Annotated in this window: 12 protein-coding genes, 5 tRNA genes and 1 pseudogene; 13 read left to right on the plus strand and 5 right to left on the minus strand. The window is 69.9% G+C overall.

Annotation, left to right across the window (positions count from 1 at the left end):
- From ACZ7LS_RS26710 to ACZ7LS_RS26725, 4 genes and pseudogenes are all read right to left on the minus strand, one after another.
- Positions 1-134 (minus strand): annotated as a pseudogene (locus ACZ7LS_RS26710) (ATP-binding protein); the annotation flags it as partial.
- Complete coding sequence (locus ACZ7LS_RS26715; RefSeq protein WP_030351795.1) at positions 115-522, minus strand: DUF742 domain-containing protein; 408 nt, start codon at positions 520-522, stop codon at positions 115-117. The gene ACZ7LS_RS26715 and the pseudogene ACZ7LS_RS26710, both read right to left, overlap by 20 nt.
- 109 nt (positions 523-631) lie before the next feature.
- Positions 632-1,045, minus strand: a complete 414-nt coding sequence (locus ACZ7LS_RS26720) for a roadblock/LC7 domain-containing protein (RefSeq protein WP_030351794.1) — start codon at positions 1,043-1,045, stop codon at positions 632-634.
- A gap of 9 nt (positions 1,046-1,054) precedes the next feature.
- The gene (locus ACZ7LS_RS26725) at positions 1,055-4,918 is read right to left on the minus strand and encodes a sensor histidine kinase (protein WP_382664694.1); all 3,864 of its coding nucleotides are present in this window, start codon (positions 4,916-4,918) and stop codon (positions 1,055-1,057) included.
- Between the two features lie 515 nt (positions 4,919-5,433).
- Between ACZ7LS_RS26725 and ACZ7LS_RS26730 the strand changes: the two genes are divergently transcribed.
- From ACZ7LS_RS26730 to ACZ7LS_RS26770, 9 genes are all read left to right on the plus strand, one after another.
- Positions 5,434-5,670, plus strand: a complete 237-nt coding sequence (locus ACZ7LS_RS26730; protein WP_193564126.1) for a hypothetical protein — start codon at positions 5,434-5,436, stop codon at positions 5,668-5,670.
- 107 nt (positions 5,671-5,777) lie between these two features.
- Positions 5,778-6,563: a fumarylacetoacetate hydrolase family protein gene (locus ACZ7LS_RS26735; protein WP_356511337.1), complete on the plus strand. Its 786-nt coding sequence runs from the start codon at positions 5,778-5,780 to the stop codon at positions 6,561-6,563.
- Positions 6,556-8,028: a glutamate--tRNA ligase gene (gene gltX / locus ACZ7LS_RS26740; protein WP_382517262.1), complete on the plus strand. Its 1,473-nt coding sequence runs from the start codon at positions 6,556-6,558 to the stop codon at positions 8,026-8,028. Before ACZ7LS_RS26735 ends, gltX begins: the two co-directional genes overlap by 8 nt.
- Before the next feature lie 78 nt (positions 8,029-8,106).
- Positions 8,107-8,826, plus strand: coding sequence for an HAD family hydrolase (locus ACZ7LS_RS26745; RefSeq protein WP_385133358.1), 720 nt, complete (start codon positions 8,107-8,109; stop codon positions 8,824-8,826).
- 87 nt (positions 8,827-8,913) lie between these two features.
- Positions 8,914-8,985 (plus strand) — tRNA-Gln (locus tag ACZ7LS_RS26750).
- Between the two features lie 18 nt (positions 8,986-9,003).
- Positions 9,004-9,076 (plus strand) — tRNA-Glu (locus ACZ7LS_RS26755).
- A gap of 61 nt (positions 9,077-9,137) precedes the next feature.
- Positions 9,138-9,210, plus strand: a tRNA-Glu gene (locus ACZ7LS_RS26760).
- Between the two features lie 17 nt (positions 9,211-9,227).
- Positions 9,228-9,299: transfer RNA gene (locus tag ACZ7LS_RS26765), tRNA-Gln, on the plus strand.
- Positions 9,300-9,315: 16 nt separating this feature from the next.
- Positions 9,316-9,388, plus strand: a tRNA-Glu gene (locus ACZ7LS_RS26770).
- Positions 9,389-9,657: 269 nt separating this feature from the next.
- Here ACZ7LS_RS26770 and ndgR read toward each other — a convergent pair.
- Positions 9,658-10,374, minus strand: coding sequence for an IclR family transcriptional regulator NdgR (gene ndgR, locus ACZ7LS_RS26775; RefSeq protein WP_030351789.1), 717 nt, complete (start codon positions 10,372-10,374; stop codon positions 9,658-9,660).
- Between the two features lie 181 nt (positions 10,375-10,555).
- On the opposite strand from ndgR, the gene leuC reads away from it, so the two are divergent.
- From leuC to ACZ7LS_RS26795, 4 genes are all read left to right on the plus strand, one after another.
- Positions 10,556-11,995, plus strand: coding sequence for a 3-isopropylmalate dehydratase large subunit (gene leuC, locus ACZ7LS_RS26780; protein WP_382664690.1), 1,440 nt, complete (start codon positions 10,556-10,558; stop codon positions 11,993-11,995).
- A 2-nt stretch (positions 11,996-11,997) separates the two neighbouring features.
- The gene (leuD, locus tag ACZ7LS_RS26785; RefSeq protein ID WP_382664689.1) at positions 11,998-12,606 is read left to right on the plus strand and encodes a 3-isopropylmalate dehydratase small subunit; all 609 of its coding nucleotides are present in this window, start codon (positions 11,998-12,000) and stop codon (positions 12,604-12,606) included.
- 104 nt (positions 12,607-12,710) lie between these two features.
- Positions 12,711-12,938, plus strand: a complete 228-nt coding sequence (locus tag ACZ7LS_RS26790; RefSeq protein WP_129772239.1) for an SCO5555 family protein — start codon at positions 12,711-12,713, stop codon at positions 12,936-12,938.
- A gap of 143 nt (positions 12,939-13,081) precedes the next feature.
- Positions 13,082-13,726 (plus strand): HU family DNA-binding protein, encoded by a 645-nt coding sequence (locus tag ACZ7LS_RS26795; protein WP_382664687.1) that lies wholly within the window; start codon positions 13,082-13,084, stop codon positions 13,724-13,726.
- Positions 13,727-13,952: the final 226 nt, after the last annotated feature.

A 13,952-nucleotide genomic window follows, 5' to 3' on the forward strand; every position in this document is an offset into this window, starting at 1 on the left:
TCGGTACGCAGCGGGTTGATCTCCGAGACGGCGCCGACGAACGTGGTCTTGCCCACGCCGAAGCCGCCCGCCACCACGATCTTCGCGCTGGTGGTCGACCGGGCCGCTCCGCCGCTAGAGCTTGCGAAGTCCACTGAGCACCCTTTCGAGCAGTGTCACATCCGGCGTGCCGCCGGCCTCTCCGTTACCCGGCTGGTGGATCGCGACCATGCCCGCTTCCGCCAGGTCGGCCACGAGAATGCGCGCGACGCCCAGCGGCATCGTCAGCAGCGCCGACACCTCGGCCACCGACTTGACCTCGCGGCACAGGTGGCAGATCCGCTGGTGCTCGGGGAGCAGGGTGGCGAGATGCGCCGGGTCTGCTGTCGTACTCACCAGCGCCTCGATGGCGAGCTGGTACCGCGGCCTGGTCCGGCCGCCGGTCATGGCGTACGGACGTACCAGCGGCTGATCGCCTTCAGGACCGTACGACGCGTCGACCGAGGCGCCGTACGGATCGTGAGAGGCGGGTGGCGGGGTCATGAATCCTCCGGGCGTGACAGCAGGGTGTCTGCGTGCCGTCTGACTTGGCCGGTGGGGGGCCGGTTGGGCGGCCTGACGGTGATGGGGCTTGGGACGGTCCTCGGGAGCCTCAGTGCAACAGACTTCCCTGGAGCTCGGCGCGCAGGTCCGGGGTGAGGACCGTACCGGCGCGATCGACCAGGAGGGCCATTTCGTACCCCACCAGGCCGATGTCGCACTCGGGATGCGCGAGCACGGCCAGGGAGGAACCGTCGGAGACGGACATGAGGAAGAGGAAGCCGCGCTCCATCTCCACCACGGTCTGGTTGACCGGGCCGCCTTCGAAGATCCGGGAAGCCCCCGCGGTGAGCGAGGTCAGACCGGACGCCACGGCCGCGAGCTGATCGGCGCGGTCGCGGGGGAAGCCCTCGGACATGGCCAGCAGAAGTCCGTCGGCGGAGACCACGACCGTGTGGGACACCCCAGGGGTGTTGTCCACGAAGTTGGTGATCAACCAGTTCAGATTCTGCGCAGCCTGACTCATCGGACTCAACTAACGCTCCTGCTGGTGAGAGGTGCCGAGGTTGAAGCCGCTGTTCGTCGGGCCGGTGTTGCCCGCCTGACGACCCTGCTGGATACCCCGACGGAGATTGGTCAGCCGGCCGCGTACGTCTGCCGGCGCACGCGAGACCTGCGGACCGGCCTGGTTGTTCTGTTCCTGCGCGGTCCCCGGCACCAGGTTGGCGCGCGGGACCCGGCGGGGCAGACCGGAGGTGGTGATGCCGCCGGCCTGGGGCTTTTTGACCCTCTCGGCCTGGCGCACCAGCTCGTCGTTGGGCGACGTACGCCAGGAGGAGGTGATGCCGGCGCCGTTGGCCCCGGATCCGTTCGCCCCCGGGGCGCCGAAACCGGAACCGTTCGTACCGGACGTCTGGAAACCGGAGCCGTTGGTGCCCTGGCCGCCCGGCCCCGAACCGTTGGCGGGCTCGCGCCGCGGCATCGGTTCACGCTGCTGCGCGGGCGGTACGGGAGACTGCGCGGCCGGACCCCGGTCCTGCGGCTGCTGGCCGCCGCCCTGCTGCGAACCGTGGAACCAGTTGGTCTCCAGGTTGTCGTACAGCGGGGTACGGCCGTCTCCGGGACCGGCCGGGGGCAGCGCCTCCGGCTGGTGCTGCGGCGGCAGGCTCGGCGGGCGGTAGCCGCCCTCGGAACCGGGTGCCGGAGCGGGCGCCGGAGGCCGCGGGGCGTTGAAGCCCTGCTGCGGAGCGCTGTAATCCGACGACGGGTACTCCGCCGGGCGGAAGCCGGACTGCGCGTTCTGGCCCTGCGGGACGCCGTACTCCCCGGAGCCGTAGCCCGCCGGGGCCGGCGCGTCGAAGTCGGGACGGGGGAACGCGGCCGTGGACGCCGCGTCCTGCGGGCCACCGCGCTGCGCCGGATTCTGGTCGGGCCGGGGCCCGTTGAAGTCCGGGCGCTGGAACTCCGCCGTGGCACCGGGGCCCTGCTGCTCGGCCGTGGGCCGGGCGAACTGGCCCGTGGACTCGTGCTCCTCGTGACCGCGCGGCGTGTCCAGCGAGGGACGCGGCGGGACGGCCTGCTGCTCGCTGCCCCAACCCGTCGTCTGCGGGCGCGGGGACGGGGGCTGCGGGGTGCCGCCGGGCAGTTCGGCGCGCGGTCCGCCGGGCGGCGGGAGCTGCCGGCCGCGGTCGGGGGCGCCACCCTGCTGGCCCTGGTGGAAGGCGTTCTGGGCGTGGCCGCTGAAGCCGTTCTGACCGCCCTGGCCGGCCCGGACGCCCTGGTCCTGCCCGCTGTGGGGTCCGCTCTGCGCGCCGGGACGGTCCGTACGGCCCTGGCCCTGGCCGTTCTGTCCCTGACCGCCCTGGCCGGGACCGTTCTGGCCCGGACCGTTCTGGCCCGGACCGTTCTGGGGCGGCGCGCCGAAGGCGTTCTGGCTGAAGACACTGGGCTGGCCGGAACCGGACCCCTGACGCTGCGGATCCCGCGACCCGCCGCCCTGGGGGCCGTCGCCGCGGGACGGCAGCGCGGCGCGCGGGCCCGTACCGGCGCCCACCTGGCCGCGCGGCGCACCCGCGCCGAGCAGACCGCCGCCGGTTCCGGCACCGAGGCCGGGACGGCTGCCGCCGGCCGCGCCGGGAGCACCGGTCAGCTGGCCGCCCGCACCGGCGGGAGCCTGGCCCGCGCCGGTGTGGGCACCGGGACCGGCGCCCGCGCCCGGCCGGCCCACCGGGCCCTTCTTGCCGCCGTGGGCGACATCGACCGGCAGCATGACCAGCGCGGTCGTACCGCCCGAGTCGGAGGGGCGCAGCTGGATCCGGATGCCGTGACGCAGCGAGAGCCGGCCGACCACGAACAGACCCATGCGGCGCGAGACCGAGACGTCCACGGTGGGCGGCGAGGCGAGCCGCTCGTTGATCGCCGCGAGGTCCTCGGGCGAGAGGCCGATACCGGTGTCGTGGATCTCGACGAGCACCCGTCCGTCGGGCAGCGCGTGACCGGTGACCCGGACCTTCGTCTGCGGCGAGGAGAACGACGTGGCGTTCTCCAGCAGCTCGGCGAGGAGGTGGACGAGGTCGTTGACGACCCGGCCCGCGACCTCGGTCGTGGGAACGGAGGCCAGTTCGATGCGCTCGTACTGCTCCACCTCGGAGGCGGCGGCACGGAGCACGTCGACCAGCGGGACGGGGCGCGTCCAGCGGCGGCCCGGCTCCTCGCCCGCGAGGACGAGGAGGTTCTCGCCGTTACGGCGCATACGGGTCGCGAGGTGGTCGAGCTTGAAGAGCGAGGAGAGCTGGTCCGGGTCGGCCTCGCGGGACTCCAGCTCGGAGATGAGGGACAGCTGGCGCTGGATGAGGCCCTGGCTGCGGCGCGAGAGGTTGGTGAACATCGCGTTGACGTTGCCTCGCAGGAGGGCCTGCTCGGCGGCGAGCCTGACCGCCTCGCGGTGCACGTCGTCGAAGGCCGCGGCGACCTTTCCGATCTCGTCCTTGGAGTGCACACCGACCGACTCGACGGAGGTGTCGACATCCTGCGGGTCCGAGTCGGAGAGCTGCTTGACCAGCTCGGGCAGCCGTTCCTGGGCGACCCGTGTCGCGGTGTCCTGGAGCCGGCGCAGCGAGCGGATCATGGAGCGGGCCACCACGAAGGCGCCGACCAGCGAGACCCCGAGGACGAGCAGGATGACGGCGGCGTTGATGAGCGCGTCCTGCTGCGAACTGGTGCGCAGCTCGCGGGCCTTGCCCTCCATCTCGCCCAGCAGCGTGGCCTCGATGGTCTTCATCGCGTCGATCCGCGTAGAAGCCTGGTCGGTCCAGTCCAGATACGAGCGGTTGGGCTGCGTCTGGAGCCCGTCGGTGGTGCCGAGGACGCGGTCCGCGTACTTCTCGGACGCCTGGATCTCCGGGTTGCCCTGGCCGTTGAGCGGAGCCATCAGCTCTTCGGCGTCGCCGCCCATCGACTCGTAGAGCCGGCTGAAGGAGGTGAGGGCGTTCTTCTCCTTGGTCGCCGCGGCCAGACCGTAGAGGCGGTCGTTCTCGGTGAGCTTGCCCTTGGTCTTCGGGTCGGCGGGCAGCGCGGCGGCGATGATCGCCCGCTGGATCGACGCGTACTCCTTGGCGGACGAGAACGCGGCCAGCGCGCGGGTCCGCTTGATCATGTCCGGGTTGCTGGTCGCCTGCGCCATGTCCTGGGAGAGGCTCAGCAGCGAGTCGATCAGTCCGCTGTACGCGTCGACCGTCAGCGAGTGCGCGTCGGACGAGTACGCGTCCTTGCGGATCTCGTTGATCTTGTTGACCTGGGTGGCGATCTGGTTGACGTTGGAGCGGATGCTCTCCAGCGCCTGGTCGCCGTCGGTGTTGCCGATGTCGACCGTGGCGTCGAGGAAGGCCCTCTTCGCGCGGTCGGTCGACGTACGGCGGTCCTGGACCTTGAAGTCCTTGGCGTTGACGCCGTTGTTGAGCGGACCTGCCGACTCGTCACGCTCCAGCTGGAGCGCGGCGGCCAGGCTGGTCGCCTCCTTGGTCATCTTGGTGAGCAGCTGCATGTGCTCCAGCTGCTGCATGTCGTTCAACGACTCGTTGATCCGGAGTCCACCCAGGGTGGTCGCCGCGACCACGGGGAGGGTGAGCAGCGCCACCAGGCGCGTGCTGATGCGCCAGTTGCGCAGCGCTATTCGTGACCCCGCGTCAGCCGGCGCCGCGGCCTTGGGCGCTGACTGGGGCGTGGCCTGGGCTCCCGCGCCGCCCGGAGCCGTCCCGGGGCGTCCCGCACGTCCGCCGGCCTCGCCGGACGATGCCGGGCCCGGGTTCTGGGTGTGCTGGGGCGAGGAGCCGCGGTCGGTTCCGCCACGGGACTCCTGCTCCGCCGCAGCGCTGCTATCCCTCTTGAAACGTCCCTGCACTAGCGTCGCAACCTCTGGACCAGGCGTCCCCCCGCGAACGGCGGGACGGTGTCGGCGTCGTGGGGTGCTGAGCGCTCCCCATGGCGGTCGTGAGTGACCGGCGCTTGCTCCCCTTCCCCACCGCCACTCGGCGCTGCGTCGCGCCCTTGCGCGCCGGTGCTTGAAACCCGCGGCGGTGGGGGGAATTCCAGCACAGTGCAGGATCTCCAACAAGGGCAGACGGGTGCCCTGTGACCTGAATGACACGGTGTGAGCGCCGCGTCACAAGCCGTAGAAAGGGTTCGCGGAGGAAAGGGACTTTTATTGACGAGCCACCTACGGGTGGGGGGTGTCCCAGTCCTGATGATCAGGAGCGGAATGTAACGTTCAGTAACGCATTGTCCGTTTCCTTGATCGATGAACCCTGCCCGTAATGCGGGAAATGCCGGGTGAGTCGTGAGCAAACTCACACGATGATCGCCGGTGGATGCCCGCCCCGGCGGGGAATTGGCTGTTTAGCCTGACGCTTTACAGGGATGGCATATCCGACAAGCGGCGCCCCGGCGCCCGTACACCGACAGGGTCTGACAGCAGAGATGAAGACGACGATGATCTTCCGCACGACCGCCAACCCCCGGCGCACCACGCTGGCGCATCTGAAGGACGCCGAGGAACTGGTCCCCGTGGAGCACCCGGAGCACGCCGTCGAGCTGCCGAACCGGACCGCCAACCCCCGCCGTACGACTCTCATGGACGCGCCCGTCGCCCAGTAGGTTCCCGCCGGGCCCGAATCCGGCTGATCCGCCTCCCCCCTCCTCTCGTCTAGCCTGGAGTGTCAGTCTCCAGACCAGCCAGCAAGAGTGAGGGGCGACAGCATCCCGTGCGCATCGCCAGATTCTCCATCGACGGCAATGTCGCCTTCGGCGCGGTCGAGGGCGACGGCAGCGGTGACCCCGCCGGCCTCGTCCTCGACATCATCAAGGGCATTCCGTACGCCGACTTCGAGCTCTCCGGCACCAAGGTCCCGCTGAGCAAGGTCCGGCTCCTGCCGCCCGTGATCGGCAACAAGATCCTGGGCATCGGCCGCAACTACGCCGATCACGCGGCCGAACTCGGCAACGCCGTACCGGAAGTCCCCGTCGTCTTCCTCAAGCCGACCACCGCGCTGATCGGCACCGGCGACGCCATCGAGTACCCCTCCTTCTCCACGGAGGTGCACTACGAGGCCGAACTCGCCGTCGTCATCGGCCGGATGTGCCGCGAGGTCCCGCGCGAGCGCGTGAAGGACGTCATCTTCGGCTACACCTGCGCCAACGACGTCACGGCGCGCGACGCCCAGCGCAGCGAGAACCAGTGGTCCCGCGCCAAGGGCTTCGACACCTCGTGCCCGCTCGGCCCCTGGGTGGAGACCGATCTCGACCCCTCCGACCTCACCCTCCAGTGCACGGTCAACGGCGAGCAGCGGCAGCTGGGCCGGACGAGCGAGATGATCCGCTCCATCGAGGACGTGATCGTCCACATCACCGAGGCCATGACGCTGCTCCCGGGCGACGTCATCCTCACGGGCACCCCCGCCGGGGTGGGCCCCCTCAGCGTCGGCGACGAGGTCGCCGTCACCATCGAAGGCATCGGCACTCTCACCAACAAGGTGATCAAGCGTGGCTAACGGACCCGTCCGTGTACGTTTCTGTCCCTCGCCGACCGGCAACCCCCATGTGGGACTGGTCCGCACCGCCCTGTTCAACTGGGCGTTCGCCCGTCACAGCGGCGGCACCATGGTCTTCCGCATCGAGGACACCGACGCGGCGCGCGACTCCGAGGAGTCGTACGAGCAGCTGCTCGACTCGATGCGCTGGCTGGGGCTCGACTGGGACGAGGGCCCCGAGATCGGCGGTCCGCACGCGCCGTACCGCCAGTCGCAGCGGATGGACCTCTACCGCGACACCGCCGAGAAGCTGCTCGCCGCGGGCCACGCGTACCACTGCTACTGCACCACCGAGGAACTGGACGCGCGCCGCGAGGCGGCCCGCGCGGCCGGCCGGCCCTCGGGGTACGACGGCCACTGCCGCGATCTGACCGCGGAGCGCAGGGCGGCGTACGAGGCGGAGGGCCGCACCTCCATCGTCCGCTTCCGGATGCCCGACGAGCCGGTCACCTTCACGGACCTGGTCCGCGGTGAGCTGACCTTCACCCCGGAGAACGTCCCGGACTACGGGATCGTGCGCGCCAACGGCGCCCCGCTCTACACGCTCGTCAACCCGGTCGACGACGCGCTGATGGAGATCACCCACGTCCTGCGCGGCGAGGACCTGCTCTCCTCCACCCCGCGCCAGGTCGCGCTCTACAAGGCGCTGATCGAGCTGGGCATCGCCAAGGAGATCCCGGCGTTCGGACACCTCCCGTACGTCATGGGCGAGGGCAACAAGAAGCTCTCCAAGCGCGACCCGCAGGCGTCCCTCAACCTCTACCGCGAGCGCGGCTTCCTGCCCGAGGGGCTGCTCAACTACCTCTCGCTGCTGGGCTGGTCGCTCGCCGCGGACCGCGACATCTTCTCGATGGAGGAGATGGTCGCCGCGTTCGACATCGCGGACGTCAACGCCAATCCGGCCCGCTTCGACCTGAAGAAGGCCGAGGCGATCAACGCCGACCACATCCGGCTGCTGGATGTGAAGACGTTCATCGAGGCGTGCGGACCCTGGCTGAAGGCCCCGCACGCGCCCTGGGCGCCGGAGTCCTTCGACGCCACGGCCTTCGAGGCGCTGGCGCCACTGGCCCAGACCCGGGTCACGGTCCTCTCGGACATCACCGCCAATGTCGACTTCCTCTTCCTCGACGCGCCGGTGGAGGACGAGGCGTCCTGGGCGAAGGCGATGAAGCCGGGCGCGGACGCCCTGCTGGCCACGGCCCGTACGAAGATCGCCGAGGCGGAGTGGAACGCCGAGGCGCTCAAGAACGCGGTACTCGCCGCGGGCGAGGAGCACGGCCTCAAACTGGGCAAGGCACAGGCCCCGGTCCGCGTCGCGGTCACGGGCCGCACGGTGGGTCTGCCGCTCTTCGAGTCCCTGGAGATCCTGGGCCGCGAGCGCACGCTGTCCCGCGTCGACGCGGCACTGGCGAAGCTGACCTCCTGAGACGGAGGCCGGGACGGGGGACCGGGGATCGCCCCCGATCCCCGGTCCGGTCGGGCGCCGGGAGGTACCGTCGATGGCATGCCGATCCGTGCCGTCCTCTGGGACATCGACGACACCCTCTTCGACTACACCAGCGCGGACCGCGCCGGCATGCAGGATCATCTCGCCGCCGAGGGCCTGGTCGACCGGTTTCCCACCGTCGACCGGGCCCTCGGGCGCTGGCGGGAGATCACCGATCTGAACTGGGACCGGTTCGCCGCGGGGGAGACGGACTTCCAGGGGCAGCGGCGCGACCGCGTACGGATGTTCCTCGGGACCGAGCTGAGCGACGCGGAGGCGGACGCCTGGTTCCAGCGGTACATCGTTCACTACGAGTCCGCCTGGTCGTTGTTTCCCGACAGCCTCGCCGTGCTGGACGTGCTGGCCGCCGACTACCGGCAGGCCGTCCTGTCGAACTCCAGCATCCACAACCAGGACCGCAAGCTGCGGGTCCTCGGGGTACGCGAGCACTTCGAGGCCGTGGTGTGCGCGGCCGAGCTGGGTGTCGCCAAGCCCCACGCCGCCGCCTTCCACGCCGCCTGCGACGCGCTGGCGCTGGACCCCGGGGAGGTGGCGTACGTGGGCAACGAGCCGGACATCGACGCCCGCGGGGCGGTGGCCGCGGGGCTCGCCGGCGTCTGGCTGGACCGGGGCGGGATCGGCGGGCGCCCCGAGCTGGTGCGGATCACCGATCTCGGCCAGCTTCCCGGTCTGCTGCGCGGCGATACCCGTTTTGGAGCGCTGTCCGCGATCGGGTAATGTTCTTCCTGCGCCGCCCAAGAAGACCGAAAGGTCCGCCCGGGAAGCGCAAGCCAGACAAACCCCCGTCCGGGGGTTCAGTTTTGGTGGGCTATGGTGTAATTGGCAGCACGACGGTTTCTGGTTCCGTTAGTCTAGGTTCGAGTCCTGGTAGCCCAGCGCAGATGTTTCTGCAACGCCCCCGTTGTGTAGCGGCCTAGCACGCTGCCCTCTCACGGCAGTAGCGCCGGTTCGAATCCGGTCGGGGGTACAGATCCTTCTCTCCGACGGCTTCGGGTCGCACCCGGACACGTCGATGCAGGATCGCTAGGGCCCCCGTTGTGTAGCGGCCTAGCACGCCGCCCTCTCAAGGCGGTAGCGCCGGTTCGAATCCGGTCGGGGGTACTGGTCTAAACCACCTATGGGCTATGGTGTAATTGGCAACACGACGGTTTCTGGTTCCGTTGTTCTAGGTTCGAGTCCTGGTAGCCCAGCTGGACTTCGGTCCATGCCCCCGTTGTGTAGCGGCCTAGCACGCTGCCCTCTCACGGCAGTAGCGCCGGTTCGAATCCGGTCGGGGGTACAACGAGCAGTACGAGAAGGCCCTTCCGTTCGCGGGAGGGCCTTTGCGCTGTCCACGCTTACCGCCACCGCGCCGTCAACCGCCGCCGCTCAGCGCCCTGTTGGGCTTCACCGCCCCGCCTGCACGGGATGCGCCGGAGTCCGGCCTCGGCCCGGCCGCTGCGGCGCTGGAGCGGCCTGCCGGTGGAGGAACGTACATAACGGAGAGTGCGACGGGCGCGTACGGAAAGGACAGGCCAAGGACGGGGTCCCGGGAGCGAGGGCGGGGGATCAGCCGCTGCGGCGCAGGGCCTCGCTCAGCCGGCCCGCCGCGTCGATCACGGCCTGGGCGTGCATCCGGCCCGGGTGCCGGGTGAGCCGCTCGATCGGTCCGGATACCGAGACCGCCGCGACCACGCGGTTGGACGGCCCCCGTACCGGCGCGGAGACCGAGGCCACGCCCGGCTCGCGCTCGCCGATCGACTGGGCCCAGCCCCTGCGCCGTACGCCCGAGAGCGCCGTCGCCGTGAACCTGGCTCCCTGGAGACCGCGGTGCAGCCGCTCGGGCTCCTCCCAGGCCATCAGGATCTGGGCCGAGGAGCCCGCTTTCATCGTGAGCGTGGAGCCGACCGGGACCGTGTCCCGCAGTCCGGAGAGCCGCTCGGCCGCCGCCACGCATATCCGCATGTCACCCTGGCGTCGGTAGAGCTGCGCGCTCTCGCCGGTCATGTCCCGCAGATGTGTGAGTACGGGTCCGGCCGTGGCCAGCAGGCGGTCCTCGCCGGCCGCGGCGGCCAGCTCGGCCAGCCGCGGGCCGAGAATGAACCGGCCCTGCATGTCCCTCGCCACCAGCCGGTGATGTTCCAGTGCCACGGCCAGTCTGTGTGCCGTGGGCCGTGCGAGCCCGGTCGCCGCGACCAGTCCGGCGAGGGTGGCCGGACCGGACTCCAGGGCGCTCAATACCAGAGCAGCCTTGTCGAGAACGCCGACGCCGCTAGAGTTGTCCATGAAACGATACTCGCGTCTCACTCTGTGAAACGCAAGTTCAATTTCCCAAGGAACTTGCGAACCTGTATGGACGGGCCCGCGGACCGACGGGTCTCCAGTCGACGTCCGGTGCGTGGGGAACGGACGTGGGCCCACATATCTCTAGGAGCGCCGGCTGTGAGAGCCGGTCGGAGGGAAAGCGATGGGTAGGACACTCGCGGAGAAGGTCTGGGACGATCATGTCGTCCGGCGCGCAGAGGGCGAGCCCGACCTCCTCTTCATCGATCTGCACCTGCTGCACGAGGTGACCAGCCCCCAGGCGTTCGACGGTCTCCGGATGAGCGACCGCAAGGTCCGGCGGCTCGACCTCACCATCGCGACCGAGGACCACAACACCCCCACCCTCGACATCGACAAGCCGATCGCGGACCCCGTCTCCCGTGTCCAGTTGGAGACGCTGCGCAAGAACTGCGCCGACTTCGGCGTACGGCTGCACCCGCTGGGCGATGTCGAGCAGGGCGTGGTCCATGTGGTGGGCCCGCAGCTGGGCCTGACCCAGCCCGGCACCACCGTGGTCTGCGGCGACAGCCACACCTCCACGCACGGGGCCTTCGGCGCGCTGGCGTTCGGCATCGGCACCAGCCAGGTCGAGCATGTCCTGGCCACCCAGACGCTGCCGCTCGCCCGCCCCAAGACCATGGCGATCACGGTCGAGGGCGAACTGCCCGCCGACGTCACCGCCAAGGACCTGATCCTCGCGATCATCGCCAGGATCGGCACCGGCGGCGGCCAGGGCTACATCCTCGAATACCGGGGCTCCGCCATCGAGAAGCTCTCGATGGAAGCGCGGATGACCATCTGCAACATGTCCATCGAAGCCGGGGCCAGGGCGGGCATGATCGCCCCCGACGCGACCACCTTCGACTATCTCAAGGGCCGTGACCACGCCCCCGAGGGCGCGGACTGGGACGCGGCGGTCGCCTACTGGCAGACCCTGCGCACCGACGACGACGCGGTCTTCGACGCCGAGGTCTTCATCGAGGCCGCGGAACTGGCCCCGTTCGTCACCTGGGGCACCAACCCCGGCCAGGGAGCGCCGCTCTCCTCGCACGTCCCCGACCCGGCTTCGTACGAGGACGCCTCGGAGCGCCACGCCGCCGAAAGGGCCCTGGAATACATGGGGTTGACCGCCGGGCAGGCGCTGCGCGACATCCGGGTCGACACCGTCTTCGTAGGTTCCTGCACCAACGGCCGTATCGAGGACCTGCGCTCGGCGGCCTCGCTGCTCGACGGCCGCAAAGTCGCCGACGGCGTACGGATGCTGGTGGTCCCCGGTTCGGTACGGGTCGCCCTCCAGGCCGTCGCGGAGGGCCTGGACAAGGTCTTCACCGCCGCGGGAGCGGAGTGGCGGCACGCGGGCTGCTCGATGTGTCTGGGCATGAACCCCGACCAACTCGCGCCCGGCGAGCGCTCGGCGTCCACCTCCAACCGCAACTTCGAGGGCCGGCAGGGCAAGGGCGGCCGTACCCACCTGGTCTCTCCCCAGGTCGCCGCCGCCACCGCCGTGCTGGGCCACCTGGCCTCGCCCGCCGATCTGTCCGACACCGATGCCGGCGCCCGTACGCCCGCTGGAGCGCGATAACCATGGAAGCCTTCACCACCCACACCGGCCGCGCCGTACCGCTGCGCCGCAGCAACGTGGACACCGACCAGATCATCCCGGCCCACTGGCTCAAGAAGGTCACCCGCGACGGCTTCGAGGACGGGCTCTTCGAGGCCTGGCGCAAGGACCCCGAGTTCGTCCTCAACCGCCCCGAGTACGCGGGGGCCACGGTGCTGGTCGCGGGACCGGACTTCGGCACGGGATCGTCGCGCGAACACGCCGTCTGGGCCCTGCAGAACTTCGGTTTCAAGGCCGTCATCTCCTCCCGGTTCGCCGATATCTTCCGCGGCAACTCGCTCAAGAACGGTCTGCTGACCGTGGTTCTGGAGCAGCCGGTCGTGGACGCCCTCTGGAAGATCACGGAGAGCGACCCCACGGCCGAGATCTCCGTGGACCTGGAGCAGCGCCAGGTGCGGGCGGCCTCCCCCGACGGAGCAACGTTGACGGCTGATTTCGAGCTTGACGAGAACGCCCGGTGGAGGTTGCTGAACGGGCTCGACGACATCAGCCTCACCCTTCAGAACGAAGCGGAGATCGCCGCGTACGAGGCCGCCAGGCCGTCCTTCAAACCGCGCACAATTACCGCCTGAGCAGCGCTTTTCCCCTACTGCACCCCCTGCCTCCCGGCAGGGGGTGCAGTTGCTTGTTGAGCCCCCGTCGGGCGACAACTCGCCCCAGATGGCACAATCGGTGCATGGAACGCGACAGCCAACTCAAGCTCTACGGGTTAGTCGCCGAACAACTCAAAGAAGCGCACGCGAAGGTGCGTGCACTGCAAGTCCCGGATGGCGTACGGATGGCGCTCTCCCGGAAGCTGCTGGTCATCACGGCCGCGGCGAAACATGATCTCCCGGAAGCGGCACGGCGTCTGGACCGCTTGATGAAGGACCTGGACGAGGGTCGATTTCCGGAAGGCGACTGACCTCCGCGGATCTCCGCCAGGTCGACTTCGTTGCGGCACTAGGGTGATTAGCCCGTTTCGTGTTTGATTTGCGGTATATATCTGCCTAACGTGCGAAAAAGCTTGAACACTTTCGTTCTGGCAATGTCTCCGAAGGGGAAGACGTGAACAAGGCGCAGCTCGTAGAAGCGATTGCGGACAAGGTCGGCGGACGTCAGCAGGCCGCGGACGCGGTCGACGCGGTACTCGACGCGATCGTCCGCGCGGTGGTCGCCGGCGACCGGGTCTCGGTCACCGGATTCGGCTCGTTCGAGAAGGTCGACCGCCCGGCCCGTTACGCGCGTAACCCGCAGACCGGTGAGCGCGTCCGGGTCAAGAAGACCTCGGTGCCGCGTTTCCGCGCGGGGCAGGGCTTCAAGGACCTGGTCAGCGGCTCGAAGAAGCTCCCCAAGAACGATGTGGCCGTCAAGAAGGCCCCCAAGGGCAGCCTCTCGGGCGGCGTTTCCGCCCGTACGACCGTGAAGGCCGCGGCCAAGAAGGCCACCGCCAAGACCGCGGCGGCCCGCAAGACGGCGGCCAAGAAGGCCACCGCCACCAAGAAGACCGCGGCCAAGAAGACCTCCGCCGCGAAGAAGGCCACCGCGAAGAAGGCCGCGCCGGCGAAGAAGACCGCCAAGACGGCCGCGGCCAAGAAGGCCACCGCGAAGAAGACCGCGCCGGCCAAGAAGGCGACCGCCAAGAAGGCCCCCGCGCGAAAGGCCACCGCGCGCACCACCACCGCGAAGAAGACCGCCGCCAGGAAGAAGTAGGCAGAAGCGGCACAGGGCCACACGCGCCGGGCCGGGCTCCCCTCGGGGAGCCCGGCCCGCGGCGTTGTAGCGGGAACGGAAGGCCCTGGACGCGACGCGTCAGAGCGTCTGGAGCGTCACCAGTGTGATCCGGAGGGACGCGCCCGCGCCCTCGGTCTCGATCCGGACGCGCTGTCCCGGCCTGAGCAGCCGCAGTCCGCCGGCGTCGAAGGCCGCCGCGTCGAAC

Source organism: Streptomyces sp. NPDC039430, from assembly GCF_055639435.1.